At 46.6% G+C, this 14,186-nt stretch carries 27 protein-coding genes; 4 read left to right on the forward strand and 23 right to left on the reverse strand.

Annotation, left to right across the window (positions count from 1 at the left end; translation table 11 throughout):
* Nucleotides 1–285: 285 nt before the first annotated feature.
* From AC5JLB_RS20615 to AC5JLB_RS20625, 3 genes are all read left to right on the forward strand, one after another.
* A complete protein-coding gene (locus tag AC5JLB_RS20615; RefSeq protein WP_495875692.1) occupies nt 286–927 on the forward strand; it encodes a hypothetical protein in 642 nt (213 codons plus the stop codon).
* A 137-nt stretch (nt 928–1,064) separates the two neighbouring features.
* A complete protein-coding gene (locus tag AC5JLB_RS20620; protein ID WP_495875693.1) occupies nt 1,065–1,481 on the forward strand; it encodes a hypothetical protein in 417 nt (138 codons plus the stop codon).
* A 113-nt stretch (nt 1,482–1,594) separates the two neighbouring features.
* Nucleotides 1,595–2,041 carry a hypothetical protein gene (locus AC5JLB_RS20625; RefSeq protein ID WP_495875694.1) on the forward strand — a complete coding sequence of 149 codons (447 nt, stop codon included), beginning with the start codon at nt 1,595–1,597 and terminating at the stop codon, nt 2,039–2,041.
* A gap of 98 nt (nt 2,042–2,139) precedes the next feature.
* Here the strand turns inward: AC5JLB_RS20625 and AC5JLB_RS20630 are convergent, their stop codons facing one another.
* From AC5JLB_RS20630 to AC5JLB_RS20655, 6 genes are all read right to left on the reverse strand, one after another.
* Nucleotides 2,140–2,391, reverse strand: coding sequence for a DUF2283 domain-containing protein (locus tag AC5JLB_RS20630; protein ID WP_495875695.1), 252 nt, complete (start codon nt 2,389–2,391; stop codon nt 2,140–2,142).
* 148 nt (nt 2,392–2,539) lie between these two features.
* Nucleotides 2,540–3,004, reverse strand: a complete 465-nt coding sequence (locus tag AC5JLB_RS20635; RefSeq protein ID WP_495875696.1) for a type II toxin-antitoxin system PemK/MazF family toxin — start codon at nt 3,002–3,004, stop codon at nt 2,540–2,542.
* A 144-nt stretch (nt 3,005–3,148) separates the two neighbouring features.
* Nucleotides 3,149–3,631, reverse strand: a complete 483-nt coding sequence (locus tag AC5JLB_RS20640) for a Panacea domain-containing protein (protein ID WP_495875697.1) — start codon at nt 3,629–3,631, stop codon at nt 3,149–3,151.
* A 250-nt stretch (nt 3,632–3,881) separates the two neighbouring features.
* Nucleotides 3,882–4,148, reverse strand: a complete 267-nt coding sequence (locus AC5JLB_RS20645; protein WP_495875698.1) for a hypothetical protein — start codon at nt 4,146–4,148, stop codon at nt 3,882–3,884.
* Between the two features lie 83 nt (nt 4,149–4,231).
* Nucleotides 4,232–4,561: a hypothetical protein gene (locus tag AC5JLB_RS20650; RefSeq protein WP_495875699.1), complete on the reverse strand. Its 330-nt coding sequence runs from the start codon at nt 4,559–4,561 to the stop codon at nt 4,232–4,234.
* A gap of 95 nt (nt 4,562–4,656) precedes the next feature.
* Nucleotides 4,657–4,854: a hypothetical protein gene (locus tag AC5JLB_RS20655; RefSeq protein ID WP_495875700.1), complete on the reverse strand. Its 198-nt coding sequence runs from the start codon at nt 4,852–4,854 to the stop codon at nt 4,657–4,659.
* A gap of 185 nt (nt 4,855–5,039) precedes the next feature.
* Between AC5JLB_RS20655 and AC5JLB_RS20660 the strand changes: the two genes are divergently transcribed.
* Nucleotides 5,040–5,237, forward strand: a complete 198-nt coding sequence (locus AC5JLB_RS20660; RefSeq protein ID WP_495875701.1) for a hypothetical protein — start codon at nt 5,040–5,042, stop codon at nt 5,235–5,237.
* Between the two features lie 83 nt (nt 5,238–5,320).
* On the opposite strand, the gene AC5JLB_RS20665 is transcribed toward AC5JLB_RS20660, so the two are convergent.
* The 17 genes from AC5JLB_RS20665 to AC5JLB_RS20745 form a co-directional block, all read right to left on the reverse strand.
* A complete protein-coding gene (locus AC5JLB_RS20665) occupies nt 5,321–5,602 on the reverse strand; it encodes a hypothetical protein (RefSeq protein ID WP_495875702.1) in 282 nt (93 codons plus the stop codon).
* 4 nt (nt 5,603–5,606) lie between these two features.
* Entirely contained in the window at nt 5,607–5,798 is a 192-nt protein-coding gene (locus tag AC5JLB_RS20670) for a hypothetical protein (RefSeq protein ID WP_495875703.1), read from the reverse strand.
* Between the two features lie 12 nt (nt 5,799–5,810).
* Nucleotides 5,811–6,419 (reverse strand): hypothetical protein, encoded by a 609-nt coding sequence (locus AC5JLB_RS20675; protein WP_495875704.1) that lies wholly within the window; start codon nt 6,417–6,419, stop codon nt 5,811–5,813.
* Between the two features lie 277 nt (nt 6,420–6,696).
* Nucleotides 6,697–6,879 carry a hypothetical protein gene (locus tag AC5JLB_RS20680; RefSeq protein WP_495875705.1) on the reverse strand — a complete coding sequence of 61 codons (183 nt, stop codon included), beginning with the start codon at nt 6,877–6,879 and terminating at the stop codon, nt 6,697–6,699.
* A 27-nt stretch (nt 6,880–6,906) separates the two neighbouring features.
* Nucleotides 6,907–7,149: a hypothetical protein gene (locus AC5JLB_RS20685; RefSeq protein WP_495875706.1), complete on the reverse strand. Its 243-nt coding sequence runs from the start codon at nt 7,147–7,149 to the stop codon at nt 6,907–6,909.
* A 3-nt stretch (nt 7,150–7,152) separates the two neighbouring features.
* Nucleotides 7,153–8,220, reverse strand: coding sequence for a hypothetical protein (locus AC5JLB_RS20690; RefSeq protein WP_495875707.1), 1,068 nt, complete (start codon nt 8,218–8,220; stop codon nt 7,153–7,155).
* Nucleotides 8,221–8,639: 419 nt separating this feature from the next.
* Nucleotides 8,640–9,017 (reverse strand): hypothetical protein, encoded by a 378-nt coding sequence (locus AC5JLB_RS20695; RefSeq protein ID WP_495875708.1) that lies wholly within the window; start codon nt 9,015–9,017, stop codon nt 8,640–8,642.
* A gap of 6 nt (nt 9,018–9,023) precedes the next feature.
* Nucleotides 9,024–10,892 carry a hypothetical protein gene (locus AC5JLB_RS20700; protein WP_495875709.1) on the reverse strand — a complete coding sequence of 623 codons (1,869 nt, stop codon included), beginning with the start codon at nt 10,890–10,892 and terminating at the stop codon, nt 9,024–9,026.
* A 72-nt stretch (nt 10,893–10,964) separates the two neighbouring features.
* On the reverse strand, nt 10,965–11,654 hold the full coding sequence (locus AC5JLB_RS20705; protein WP_495875710.1) for a hypothetical protein: 690 nt from the start codon (nt 11,652–11,654) through the stop codon (nt 10,965–10,967).
* A gap of 83 nt (nt 11,655–11,737) precedes the next feature.
* Nucleotides 11,738–12,130 (reverse strand): hypothetical protein, encoded by a 393-nt coding sequence (locus AC5JLB_RS20710; protein ID WP_495875711.1) that lies wholly within the window; start codon nt 12,128–12,130, stop codon nt 11,738–11,740.
* Nucleotides 12,130–12,294: a hypothetical protein gene (locus AC5JLB_RS20715; protein WP_495875712.1), complete on the reverse strand. Its 165-nt coding sequence runs from the start codon at nt 12,292–12,294 to the stop codon at nt 12,130–12,132. The genes AC5JLB_RS20710 and AC5JLB_RS20715 overlap by 1 nt, the downstream gene beginning before the upstream one ends.
* A 58-nt stretch (nt 12,295–12,352) precedes the next feature.
* Entirely contained in the window at nt 12,353–12,523 is a 171-nt protein-coding gene (locus tag AC5JLB_RS20720) for a hypothetical protein (protein ID WP_495875713.1), read from the reverse strand.
* Nucleotides 12,520–12,666 (reverse strand): hypothetical protein, encoded by a 147-nt coding sequence (locus AC5JLB_RS20725; protein ID WP_495875714.1) that lies wholly within the window; start codon nt 12,664–12,666, stop codon nt 12,520–12,522. Before AC5JLB_RS20725 ends, AC5JLB_RS20720 begins: the two co-directional genes overlap by 4 nt.
* A gap of 268 nt (nt 12,667–12,934) precedes the next feature.
* The gene (locus tag AC5JLB_RS20730; RefSeq protein WP_495875715.1) at nt 12,935–13,192 is read right to left on the reverse strand and encodes a hypothetical protein; all 258 of its coding nucleotides are present in this window, start codon (nt 13,190–13,192) and stop codon (nt 12,935–12,937) included.
* Between the two features lie 154 nt (nt 13,193–13,346).
* A complete protein-coding gene (locus AC5JLB_RS20735) occupies nt 13,347–13,646 on the reverse strand; it encodes a hypothetical protein (RefSeq protein WP_495875716.1) in 300 nt (99 codons plus the stop codon).
* Complete coding sequence (locus AC5JLB_RS20740) at nt 13,643–13,936, reverse strand: hypothetical protein (protein ID WP_495875717.1); 294 nt, start codon at nt 13,934–13,936, stop codon at nt 13,643–13,645. The genes AC5JLB_RS20735 and AC5JLB_RS20740 overlap by 4 nt, the downstream gene beginning before the upstream one ends.
* Before the next feature lie 86 nt (nt 13,937–14,022).
* Nucleotides 14,023–14,172: a hypothetical protein gene (locus AC5JLB_RS20745; protein ID WP_495875718.1), complete on the reverse strand. Its 150-nt coding sequence runs from the start codon at nt 14,170–14,172 to the stop codon at nt 14,023–14,025.
* Nucleotides 14,173–14,186 lie beyond the last annotated feature (14 nt).

The following is a 14,186-nucleotide window of genomic DNA, read 5'->3' on the forward strand; positions in this document are numbered from 1 at the left end:
CTCAGCCTTCTAAACCTTCCCGCAAATTATGAAGAAACGTATGCGTTCGCCCTATCCAGGTACACCAGAGTCAAGATCAATCGTTTTCAGAGTCGAGGAAGATGAAAGACCGACTCTAGAAACCCTTAACCAACCTACTGAAGAAGGCAGGCGAGGCATGAGCGCTTAGATGTTCTGCTTTGATAGTCTCTTTGTGGCAATTCAGTGAACTTAAGAACCTGCCGTCCTGACGATCAAGCCTCACAACGTATAACCAAAGTGAAGATGTAAGAACACTTGCCTAATATGTCTACAGTTCTCTCACCCCAAGAGTATCAAGACCTTATCCGCAAAATAGGACACCTTCCCAGCGGATTGTTTAGCAAACTGAGGATAGACGCGATCGCGTCTTATCTTTCTAGCAATCTTAGTTTTGACGAAAAGCTGATTGACGTTATAGGCATCCATCATCAGCAAATCACTGCTTATTTCGTGCTGACCGATCAAAGAATGATCTGTCTCGCACCTGAAATGAAGCTGTTTGAAGCTCCACTAGAAAACGTTCAAGGTGTTGTGACCAGCTTGACTGGGTTTAGGGTGATGTCAACCCTTGGCGAATTCAAAGCTCGCTATTTGCACCCTAGACTACGCCTAGATTTCCCGCGATCGCTAAAATCTGCTTCTGTACGAATGGAAGATACTGACCTGACTTTAGACAAATCTGGTAGAACAAAAACGCAAAATAGTCTTGGAACGATCGTTGCTGCTATTGGGGTAGTTGTGGCTTTTCATGGTTTTCAGATGGATACCACTGTTTCTAGCGGGTTCGGCTCTGTTCACAACATTGGCTTGATACAAGAGCAAAACAAGCAAATTCAGCTAGGCGGCGCGATTTTTATTGGCGGAATTCTGATTCATTATTTAGGGGAAAACCGAAACAATGAATAGACGAGTCAAAAAAGGGCGTTGCTGGTCAATCTGGTAATGCTTTTGAGTTTTTCGGCGTTAAACTATTGCAAACTTTTGATGAAGATCCGGGGCTACTAATTCCCAACCTGTAGCCTGAGTCAGTAATTGAAAGTCCAATGCTAAAAGCGATCGCCGTTACTATTGCATCAGTCCTTGTAGCAACGTCAGCGCAAGCTGCGCCGTCCGACTGGAGAAATTCTGAAACCGATGCTATGTTTGCAAAACACTTTTCACCTTCAGAGAACGAGGCTCTTAAGCGCAATGTTTCCGGTTCGGAGTCAGGGAATAGAGCAGTTGAAGCAGCTTACGTAATTGCAAGGCTTCTTGAAGACAGCCCAGAAAAGATTTACGATTTAGCCGCTGTAACCTGTGACGAGCGCTCTGTCGGCATTCCAAGAGTGCTTTTGGTCAATGCGATCGTTAGAAGTATTCGAGCGACAAGATCGAAAATGCACCCTTTGACTGCAAGGTATTTTGGAGAGCAGCTGACAAACGTTGCGATCAGATCGTACTGCCCTTCTCTCAAAGAATAGTTTCGGTATCCTGTTATGGCTTGAAGTTACGGTTGTAACACACTGAAAAAAAGCTGGCTGCAACACAACAATTTTGGCTTGGAATCTACTAATAAAATTTTGAAGGAGTGATCATGGCGCAAGTTGAAATACTTGGTGGGGAAATCCCAACAGGCAAGTGGGATACAAAATATTTCTTTGAAGATGTTTTTCCCGAAATAGTTATCAATGTTGACGGTCAATTTAGAAAGCTAGATCTGAACAGTATTAAGTCAGCAGAAATAGTAGATCAAGAGCAAATTAAAAGCATTGCCTCTTCAGCGGGCTGGGGTATTGCGGCTGGGTTGGTTGCTGGAATTTTGACAGGCGGACTAGGTTTAATTGCGGGTGGTGTTGCTGGCGCGATCGCTAAAGGGCAAAAAACCGTAGTTACCTTTATGTGTGAACTAAGCGACGGGCGCAAATTCATTGCTGCTACAGATTCTCAGACTTGGAAGAAAATCATGGGCATTACCATGACTCCTGAAGATAAAAGATTCAAGCGCAAAGCGCTACCTACAGCAAAAATTACTTCTATCTAGTTAGTTGCACCTTGTCACCCACCACACCGCCGCAAAGATTTCTGCTAGTATCTTCCCCTTGACGCCGTGATCGCGAATCTTCACTAAGAGCCTGCACTCTACAATTTATTCCTGCACAGGCTGAAGAATTCTCTAAGAGCAGTCCTATCCTGCGGAGAAAACGGAAAGTTGACTCGTTGAATTCGCTCAGGAGTACTCTGACGTAAGTTCAGAATCTCAATGCCCACAACCTCGTCCTTCTCGTCGTAATCGTAGACAATGCCAGGTGCGATTTCTTCAGAGTCAACAATGCTAGAAGTTTTAAGGTAAAGGTAAGCCGCATTTGCCTCTTTATCGTGCGTTATTCTCATAATTTCCCTCTATATTTTCGATCAAAATTAAGATGATTGCCCAAGGAAGTCCGCGATCGCTGTTCCTTCAAAATCTTCTCCACCCACCGCAAAGCCTTCCGATCGTGTCAGGCTCGGCTGAGGGAAGACCAAGGAAAACCCTTCCTGGTTAATCAAAATCGTCCAATAAGCTATTTAGCAATACGCTCCGATCTGACTCAGACAGATAGCCATAGATCTTTTGCACTAGCGCTGGAGATGCATTTTTCTTAAACCAGTCTTCATCTGGCTCGTCGTTGAACCCTAAAAAATATTTCAATCGCTTTTCAATCTCAATCTTATCGTTCTTGTCTAACTGCCCTTTTCGATCCAGCCAATTGCTAGACGCATCCTTAAAACAGTTTCCGTCTACCGTACAAACTTGATGCACTAGAGCGTAAGACTTATCAGAAAGCCCATTTCTTGCTGTATTTGTAATTGGATAAGTGGTTGGCAAGCCTGCGAAGGTTGTCTGAGAAGTTAATGGAATTGCAGTAAAAGTCTGAATGTAGTCAGATGTATCTTGAAACTCATCGCTTGTCCAAATGATGTGAGGATGAGTTCCCCGAAAAACACGGCTCGAATTAATCGTCAATGAGCATGAAGTGGTTTTACAATTAACCTCTCCGGGTTCTACTAGCTCATAAATATGTTGATGCCTATCGTGGCATTGAAGAGAAACTCGGTAAGGATTTATCATATAAATCCAACCCTGTCGGGGTCGTTGTCCAGCCAAACCCTATACTCCTAACTCTTCAAGTAGCTTTTTCCGCTCCAACTGAAGGTTTAGCTGTGCCCTATCTTCTGGCTTGTGCTTACTCTTCGCCTCAGCCATAGGAGCAGTAGAGTAGACATGATCTAACAACTCATTGATCTTTTCGGAAGTGAGCCCAGCCCATTCTTTTCTGATGTTTTCCAGCATCAATCGCAACCCTTCCGACAGGTCAAGATCGTCCGCTTCAGGCAATTCGCCAGCGACCTGAATTAAAATACTGTTGCCTTCTTGTCGCTGAGTTACTTTATCCTCTAGACCGCTCAGGGCATCATCAATCTCTTCGTCCCAAGGGCCGTAGTTGTAGTAATACCAATTCAATTGGGTTAGTTGATTTCCTGTCCATTTAACTGAGTAGAGATCTGCCAGATACAGGAACTTTACCAATTGAGTTTTGGTGATAAACCCCTTGGTCTTATAAACGAAGTATAGGATGAGACTTTCTAGCATATTTTTGCCCCTCGTTTGGCTAGAACTTATCCTGATCCCCACTGAAGAGATAGAGTTGCAACTTATCTTAGCATCGGAACTTTGATCGAAACCCTTTCAATCCAAATCTTGATAGAATCGCCAAAACTAGTCAGACCCTAGAACAGTCCCTAGTTTCCTGTTCTAGCTGTAAAATCCGTGCCTGTAGTTTTTTAATCGTGGTATTCAGACATAATTGAGAAGCTCTGTTTAGGGATAGGAGTGCGATCGCTCACCGTGAATGCTGCATTTTTCGAGAAGGCTTTAGCTTCATGTGCCCGCACCATTCCTCTTTAACAAAGATCATCAGTTCATCAAAGTTTGCGCCAAACTCTCGGATCAGCGATTTCTGAGCTTCACTAAGCCTTAGCCATTGCTCGTCAGTGTGAACAAAAAAGTAAACCGCCTTTCCATGAGTCGTGAATGTAATATTTGCTTCTTGAATCCATTTACGGTTAGTCAGCTTATTCGATTTGCGCGGAGTTGATGTGTATGTCATGATGATCGCACTAAATTATTTTGATGGCGCTTCTTTGTTTCGGCAGAGAAGCGCTTTTTGCTAGTCGTTGTAGTTGATGATGATTAGGGACGCAGAATGAGGCGATCGCCATCTATAACGCCGAACTCGTCAATGTCAAATTCGTCTAGCTGTGTATGGTCGTTGCCGTCAACCTCGACGACATAACACCACCCAGGCGTGAAGCTTGTATCAGGACTGGTGTTGCGAAAACACCAGTACACCGACTGCCAGTAGCAGCCAACGATTAAACCTTCTTTGGGCGTGGATACGCCGGATCTGTAAATCACAACTTCTTGCCAAAGATCATATTTAGGATCTGGCTTTACCTCAGCCAACGTGTTCTTAACGAACTGCTCAAACTTTTGCTTCTCGGTTAGGCTTTGATTCGGCATGATGCAAGTCTCCAAAAGCGTGAACGTGTCAATGATCAGTCCTCAACGGTTTGCAGCGAAATGCAGGCGCTATAGAAGCGCCTAAGAGGATGAATTTAGAACGGCAATAATTCAGCTAAGAAACAAGCTTTGCGCGTTGGCGAGACTTTTGAAGAGTTACCCCAGTCGGCTTGAGCTTTTAGTTTGCAGACGCCGCGATCATAGTGGCGACATTGAGCGCAGGTTGCCTGGATGTGACCGGAGCCGCGTTCATCATTGACTTGAGTGAAAGGTTTCGCGATCGTTGATATCATTTGATTGCCTCGTTAGTGGGGTGAGAGAGCGGTGTGTGATTGGTAGTCTGTACCGCTCTTTCGTTTATCTATTTCTACTATATCACTGTTAACTCGTGATACGAGGGGATTTATATAAAGCTTATGTGAATCCTTATCACGGTTAACTCGTGATAGACTCTGATAAACTCATCTGTGTTTGTCCCATGCCGAATCCACGCCCTAAGCTTGAGAACCTAAAGTCGTTTGCTAAGGTGGGTGATCGCGCTCTATCGAAGCGGGTGATTGGAACTCGCTACCCTGAAGATGTTGAGGCTGTCTTGAAAGCAATGCCATCTGATGAAATGCAGCAACTCATCAGAGCGGCGGTTGAAAAGGAACTTCGAGATCGCGGCTTACTCTAAGTTTTTACGGGCAGCCGTAAAAATGATTAACGACTCACAGCATGGTTACGCGCTGCCATTCATCGATCTCTGGAAAGCGAGACTTAAGCCGCGCTCTCGCACGGATGAAGCAGCCGCTTGGCTTCGCTGATCCAAAGTCCGATGTCTGTTTGAGAGTTCCAAAATTGCTGCAACTCATCGCGCCGTTTCTGCGGTAGGGGCTTCGAGAGTCTCTTCCAGCTTGACTGTTTTGTGCGACTGCAAACGTCCCACTTCCAAGCTGAATCAGGGTAGCTCTTGTAGGGCATCCAGTAGGGTGGCGGCTGGATGGTTCCTAAACTTCCGATTTGAGTTTGAACGCGATCGCCCACCTGCAAATCATTCATTGCCCTACTTCCCCAATGTTTGATCGGCTTGGGATTGCAGCATCACTTTGATTTCACTTATGAGCGATCTCAGGGCGGCATCATCGGTTCTAGCAAGGGTAATGAGTCCCATGAGTGAGGCTTCATCCTTGCCACACAATCGCGCCATTGCCAGAACATTCTTAGTCGCGATCGCGCTGATCAATTTTTTGCTCACAACCGCCTTCCACTAAGGTTTTGCTGCTAGTCTTGAGGCTTCGTCAAGCATCGTTGATAGTGTTTTCAACCTATCGCGCAAATCTTCGTTTTCAGCCTTTAGGCGATCGATCGCGTTACTGTAAACTCTCCCTAGCAGTTCTTGATTTTTTTCGTCCATGATGAGGAACTGAACCGTCAAAATTCTTTCGGAGATTTCGGGTGAGTTTGGATCTAGGTACTCTTTGACTCGCTCTAAAAGAAGTGCTACAGATTCCTCACATCTTCTCAGGGTTTGAGCTTCTGTATATTTCCCGTCAGGATCAGGCAGTCTCTCAAGTTGCTCCTCTGTGGGGACTGAGATAAAAACGTCACTGCCAGCGACGCGCCACTTTCCGGTATCTGATCTATCTAATTCCTTGCCACTTGTGGGTGAAAAACGCCTGCGCTCTACCGTGAATGAGTTTGAAAGCTTAAGGCTGATCCGTGCGGTTTTCTCTTCGGCAGGACTTTCCCAAAACGCAGGCTTTAACGTCAGGACAACGATATCGCCTTCTTGCAAGTCTGAAAGCGATCTTGTCGATTCAACACTAGGATCGCCGCTCTCCATTCGCTCACCGCTCGAATAGTTCCCCTTAACCATACCGCGATCGACTGTTCAAAAAACGATCGCGCACGATCATAATTCTATGGAAATCCCCATAGTTCACAACTGTCTTCCATAGTTCAAAGAACGATCGCGCACGATCACTAGAACGCTTGCCGATTCCATCCTGGAATAATCCGTTTTCAAAACGGAAAAATCAGATACACAATCACTAGAACGCTTGCCCTGACTCCATTCCCCCGAATTGTGGAGCAAAAAAAGACCCCTAGAAACTCGGTTAGGAGTCGCTAGGGGTTTTAGTGCGCGATCTTTATCAAGTCTTTTTGGCTACTCCCTCATCAAAGTAAACCTTGTCACCAATTTGGGCGAAGCCTTTACTCTCGTTGAAAATGGCTTCGCCTCTGATTCCTCTCGACTTGGCGTAGTAGCGAGAAGAGTGACTATAGAAGCCTGACTCTTTCTTAGTAATTGTGAAAACGGGCTGAGTCTCAGTCATGATCAAATTCCTCAAGGTTTGCAGGTGCTACCATTCGTCATCAATAGCAGGCGCGATCGTTGTCGGTTCTGACTCATCCGGTTTAGAGTCTGTCTGTTTTTCAGAAGTAGGTTGAGGCTGAGTTTTGGACGGGTCAAGATAGATAGAGCAAAGGTGATCAAATGTTGCAGTTACAGACCCTTTTAGATGCGGTACTCTTTCCCAGATAGCATCAAGAGCTTGTTGGCGTTCAGGGGTGACGGTAATAGGAATGCGGGGCGATTTGGTCATGACCTATGCAGCCTCCAAAGCTCTTTGGGCTTGTTGGTGCATGATCATAGCGGTCTGATAATCTGGCGAGTGATCGAACACATCGATCGAGTTCTTAGCGCTCCATGCCTCAAGCTTGTCTGCGGGAATGCAAAGACGAAGCAAGCAAGCTCCACCACCGATGAGAGCGATCTTAGGATTCTGCCTAGGGCAGTCAGATGAGTTTCTGACCTCAGATAGGATCGTCTTCGATGCATTCTCAATCCGCTCTCTCAACACTTTCAGGTGAGGAGCAAGCAACGGTTTCAAATCGATTCCTCTCAACTCGGTCACACCTTCACTCAACCGTGAGCTTAAACGCTCTAGAGATGGCTGAGCCGTCGCTCCTGACTTCTTGACTGCCGCAAGGAATTTCTCGTCATTCAGCAGAGCTTTGAGGACGATGTTAACTCCTCCCAAATCGCCACCGGGGACGGTCACGATCTCAGCCGTTCTTGTCTGACGGTTGTTGAATGCTGCAAGGATCGTACCGAATCCCACATCAATCACTCCGTCATACTCCGGGTTAGACCAAAGTAAAACAGCCCCCTCGAATTTGGTCTTGACTGAAACAACCTCAACTCTGGTAAATCGCTTATCACCCACGGTGAAACCGTTTGATAGCTTTTTTAGTTCGTTCTCAATCTCGATCGCGAGTGCCTTGTTAGAGAATGGGCTACTCACCGAAATGTCTAACTTGAGAGCTTCGGTTAGTGCCTCACGTTCATTGATCGTTTGAATAGCTTTAGCAACCACGACGGCTAGAGATTTGGTCTTGTCGCCTTCAGTCAGCGGCGTACTCCATTGACCGATGTTTAGACCGATCGCGGCGTCACCGCAGACATACTGATTTTTGCCAATCTGTAACGCACCCTGAAGGCTTGAAACTTGACGAATGATTGAAGGAATTTTGAACGGTTCCAAAGCTCGACCGTTGAGAGAGGCAACTACTTTAGAGCCACTGTTGCCGCGATCGAGAGCCATCGTTAGCAAGTCCATCGTTCTATACTCCGGTTCTGTATTTTTGGTGGAAGTCGAGAGAGGCGAAGCCATTGCGCTTTGTCCTTTATTTCAAACGGTGAGGAAAAGATGTCGATTAGTGGTCTTTTATGTATCGTTTCGATGTCGCTGTCATAACGTGTGTGTTTCGTTTCGATATCGCTTAATTACGCTTATCTTTGACTGAAACACCATTTTCAGCGCCAAAAGACACCACTAATTGCTGTTAGCATCCTGTAGAAAAACTCAGGTATTTTTTAACATCAACTAAAAGTGTTCGTGGTGATTGCTAATTCTGAGATTGCTTAGGACGCTCGTAGGATAGAACGCTGTAATCCTAGGATGGGATGGCTCTGTAGGATGCTTGAGACGTTTATAGGATAGCCATCTCAGACAATTTTACAAAATCCTAGGATAAATCCTAGGATTTGTCTTACGCATCCTAGGATTTTATTCCTATCCCGTTCCAAATCCTAGGATGGGCAGTTGCTATTAGCCGAAAGCTTTAACAATTGCCCTAACATTTGCGTTTCGTCCGTGTGGCTCTCAATATATTGAGCGAATATCAAAGGTGATTTCTTGACAGTACGAGAGCGGTATCGAGTGGGGAACTGCACCGGATCAGCAATAATTTGCCAGATGTGATTCTCGTAAGGGAAATACTCGCCAACCCTTGGAGGAAAGTTAAAACCTAGAAGGTACTGCCCACTGATGCCAACCAAATCTAGAGCGCTCATCTTCTCGCGATCGCTTTCACTTACGAGAAGATGAACGAGTGACCATAGGCGCGGCTGCTTAATCCGGTAAGGCTTGTCAGTAGGAATGGAAGCGAGAACGTCTTGAAGGTTCATAGTAGATTACAGGGTGAAATCATCATCTGAAAGCTGAGAAGTCAGGGTGTAAGAGTCACCGTCTTGGTCAACAAAACCTTTCCCAACGAGGCGAGTAAGGAGATCTCTAGTCGTTTTGATGTCCCTCCCCTTTAGGATCTTGTTAGCTGATTTGATATCGTTTGATTTGGCGTTTGCTCGCCGCCCGATATAGTTCAGAACCTTTAAGGCAGTGTCGATCGTTGACCCGTCCCACTTGGGAAAAGCAGTTTTTAGCCTTGCCAGTAGTGATGCTTCAGACTCACTTCCTACCTCTTCAACTTCGTCGGGCGATGAGTTAAACATCTTCTCTAGATCGTCAGGCGTAGAAGCGATGTGAGGCTGTTGAGGTTCTACAGGTTGAGCGGTTGGCGTCGTTTGCGGCGGCTCAACTGTTGCCGGTTCTTGCTGTTGCTGTGGGTAAGCGGTATCAGGAATGAGGGCGAGTAGTAGTTCCTCTTTTAACCATTCTGGAATCTGCCCTTTCTCCGTCGTACCGTCAAGCCATCCAACAGTAAAACGTCCTGTAGGTTTCATCTCGTCTAGACCGTCACTACCCGCGACAAGCTCGCCCACAGTTTCGACTCTGACGGTTGAACTCAGAAGGACTGTGACAAGTCCCTTTGATCCGGGCAGGAATGCAGCAGTCTCACCATGAACAACATAGATCGGGCGCTCGCCATGCTTGGAAGCTTCTCTCAAGGTTGAAGTCAGAACCGATGTTAAATCCTCTTCCTCTAATACTTTGTTCATCAAGCCGAACTCGTCCCAGATGTTTGTAATCGAGTTCTGTTCACAGTTCTCGATTCTTTGAGCCATCGCGAACCATTCACGAGAGATAGATGAATAATCACGCTTACCATCCTTGAACCCCACTACCTTAAAAACTCTTGGGTAAGAGTTGTCAGGCTCATTGTGTGGCGTCGATGCGATCACTTGATGATTTGGAAGAATGAGCGATCGCAGTAGAACCAACTTTTTAACGAAGGTGGTTTTGCCCGTCCGCTGCGCTCCGACCGCTCGAATAGGTGGAGACTTGATCAGCTTCAGAAGTAGTGGGCATTCTTCCCTCAACCTTGCGATCAATTGCTCCTTAGTCGTGATTGGCGCGGCAACATTAGACAAGTCGTATTTTGGATGAGTGCCAGGTTGGATGGCTGAAACCTCGATCGCGCATAGTCTTGTTTGTTCACCGATAAGTTGATTGCTTGGAACAAATCGGGGTGCGTCATCTGGAATGTGAGCGGGTCTTGCAGGCAGAGCGGTTCTAGTGATTTGTTCTCTTACCTGTTTCGCCTGCTCAGCTACCAAGCTAGGGTGAACCCCTAAGTGATGCCCAATGCGATCGATCATCGCCTTAACTGACGCGCTGGCTCCGTCCTGTATCTTGAATTGTCCAGCATCAATAGAACTTAGAAAAAGTTCGTCACTGCCTGACACTTCCCACAATGCAGCCCAATCCTCTAACGTCCGACCGTCGAGCAAAGCTTTAACTCTCTTCAGTTGATCGTGTATCGGCTTGTAATCGTTTGAATAAATAACAGTAGAACCGCCCACTGCTGCGGCAGATAGGACAGAAACGGCAGCGACGGGAATTAGCCAAGGGTTGATCGTAAAGCCAACACTAACGGTGATCGCAGTAGCAAGGACACTACCGATCGTCATTCCCGCGTGAGTATCAAAGTTCTTCTCCAACAGTTCCTCAACTCTTGCCAATCCTTGAGACAGGTCAGATAAGTAAGCGAGACGATCGTTAAAAGTTTTAATACTTCTGTTTTGCAATCCTGCCTTGAATAGTGCAGCGAATGGCTGAGACTTGAGAGCCTGCAAGGGGATGTTTTCAATAACGGGTAGCATAGAAATGTCCTGGCGTGTAATGGGACAGAGCGATCGCAGGCATCTAGCCGGATAGACTGCGATCGCTTTTAGTTAGAAACCGTAAGTCCCCTTGTCAGGGTCGTTGGCTTCTTGTTCGCTCATTTTCTGGTTGACGGCGTTAGCGAGATTAGTTGTCGCGCCCACACCTTTAAGACCGAGTTCGATCCCTGCTAAAGACACAGCAGAGATAACGATCGCCATAACTTCCATTCCGCCAGGGATGGCGCAGTAGGCAACGATCAACCCTGTCTCTACCAAGTAGGAGGTTCGACGTAAGCCCTTCAGCGTGCCGTGGTCATACGTTAACCAGTGAGCCAACCTATCAGACGGACTGTTGGAGTTCTCAAGGTCTGAGTCAGGATCGATATTCAGGTCCGTGTAGGCTTTTGCCATATCCCGCCGAATCTTCCAAAGTTCGGGCGCGAGTTGATAGATGTTGATTCCTAGCCCAACCAATACGCCAACCGTCGCGGCTGCAATTCCGCCCACACCCGTTAGATTTAACAGCGCTCCGATCCAAACTCCAATCTGGCCCCATTGATAGGCAGCAACGCTAGAGACAAAGATAAAGAACGCGATCGCGATCACAGAAGGTAACGATGGGTTCGCCAGAATTTCGATCAGGTACTTGAACAGGAAGACAATCAACGCGATCACGTTCTTGAAGATGGACGCTAGGATTTCGATCAATCCCTTGAGAATGTTGAAAATGACCGAAACAAACCTAAGTATTCCGTTCATTACTTTCGGCTTGTTTCTGGTCTTTGTTGATGGTTCCGAGTTCTGCGTTTCTTCGTTGGAGTCATGCTTAGAAGGTCTTCTCATTACTGCATCCTTGATAATTGGTTTTGTAGCTCTTGCAGGGTAAACACTGATTGCATCTGCAAAGCACCCTTGTCCTTTGAGATGTAGCTGTAGAGGCGATGATCCTCGCTCCTAATGCAGGACGTTGGAGGATAGCCGCCCTTAGAGTTTGGTGGAACTACGCGCCCGATGAAAAAGTCGCCTTGCATAATCCAGCAACCTTTTCTCTGGTAGTCCTTAGCGACAACCTCAAGAGCGCGAACCCTAGCGGATTGCTCTTGCTGAAATCTGGCATTCTCTTGAGTTGAGGCCTGTTTCGCCTGTAGATTGCCCGTGGCATAAACAGCCAACGAAGCAAGGCAACTCAACCCACAAAAGCCAGTGCAGATCATTGCTACTTTGCTTTGCTTCATCACAACTCCTTAGCGACGGCGTATAGCTGACCACTTAAAGATGAGTGCAAAGCAATCACTTCATCTGGTGTCAGATCGTCCAAGAAATCCATAAGCTCTGTGTAGGTCAGATTCAGACGGGCGGCAATGCTCAAAAGTGCTTTTTGTTGTCCAGAACTTGTCATAGCCTTAAATCTCCTCACTTTTGATAGGGAGCAGCCCAAATAGAATTGGGCTGTCAAATTACGGTTGAGGTCGTTGCTGATTCGGATTGCGAACCGGGGGCATATCTTGAGGTATTCGCCCAAAGTCTTGATTCAGGCGAGTTGAAATCAGTTCAATCGCCAGTGGAACCTTTGGAGCAATAATCACAACCGCGATCGCAATCAACGCCCATCCAATAAAGTCTTTCATCGTCGTTGCTCCACTTTTGGCATTTGAATGTTGAGCTTGAAACCGTTGTCTCGTAGCCAGTAACCGCAATAGCCACTTAGCAGGACTAAGGAGCACATAAAGAAGCCACTAATGAACGTGCCGTCGTCGCGGTGATTGTTCATAGTTACTTCCCCAAAAGAGTAGTGATTCTTGCTCTGATTTCTGGAAGCGTCGTTGCTCGAAACACAACCCTCTGAGCGAAGCGATTACTCAAGGTGTACGCGCCTGCTTTTCCTCCAAGACTTAGAGCGGAACCGGAAAGTAGAGAATCGATTGATTTACGGGTCAATGTAGCCATAATTAGGTAAGTCCTCAAATGCTTTGATGGTTGTTTGCAGGATGCAAGCCCCCTAGTGTTCTTGGCAGAGTGCAGGGGGCTTTTGAATGGGTTTAGAAGTCGCGTGACTGAGTTTGCGCGGGCGGACGAGCGCCGCTTGTCTCGGTTGACATCGGGTAGGGCAAGGGAACAACGATGAGCCAAAGGATTAACCGAATTAGCGCGATCGTGCCCGTTAATCCTGTAAGTGAGGTCAGGCGACGTGTCCATCTGTGTTGGGCTTGCAATGCTCTGTGCCGGTCGTAATTGGTCTGATAGTCTAGGTCTAGTTCCATGCGAGAAGATTTAGGCTCTAGGTCAAGGTGAGTCATGGTTGTTATTCCTGGTAAGTGTTTGAGAATTGGTCTTCACTTTAGGGTGCTGCACAAAAGCCCTCAAAATTGGTTGAAAAGTGTATAGAGCAAGGATTTGAAAGTGCTGCACTACTTATGAGTTGACCTCGACGAATGCGCAACCGTCTTCCCCTCAAGAGGTCGTTAAGTCGGAAAAGGAAAAGGCTTGTTGTTCAACTTTGGAAGGTGGAAGGCTGGCTAGATAGTCGTCGATTCGTTTCGCCGCGATCGCTTCCCAGTCGCGATGCTCATCAATGCGAATTTGGAAATGATCCAAGAAAGTTTGGTCGTCGGTCGGGGATTGAAGAATCCAGGCGTTGTAGAAACTGATCATGAAGAAAATCGAGAAGAACAGACCAGAAACCGAGTCGCGATAAGTGAAAAGATATCCATCGCGATCGACGAGTGTGAATCGAGAAAGTTGAGCCGTCATTTTGTTTGCTGTTGGTGTGCTGTAAATTTGCGTTGTCTTTCTGGGACAGGTTTCAGGTTGTGGTGTCCCCACCATTCGCCGTTAACAAAAATCTTTACGTCGTCGAAGTTTGCGCCAAATTCTCGAACTAGCGATTTGTGAGCCTCGCTAAGTCGGAGCCATTGCTCAGCGTTCCAAACGAAGAAGAAAACCGTCTTCCCCTCTCTTATTACCGTGATCTTTCCGTCTCGAACCCATTGGCGATCGGTAAGCTTGTTCGATTTGCGCGTAGCTGTTTGCTGTGCCATCATGTGTTTAGTATCTGATTCTGAACGGCGTTACCTCTGCAAAGGCAACGCCGTTTGTTTTGCGTTGTCGGTTTGATTGGAAGGGAACGTTATTCAGCCAAGAAGCAAGCGGGGCGAGTTGGAAGCACTCTCGAATCTTTTCCCCACTCAGCCGTTGCTTTAGTGATGCAAGTGCCGCGATCGTAGAAGCGGCATTGAGAACACGTTGCAGTCTGCGGTTTGGGTTTTAGCGCTATCATTTGAAGAACCTCTT

It is taken from the genome of Myxacorys chilensis (genome assembly GCF_059505265.1).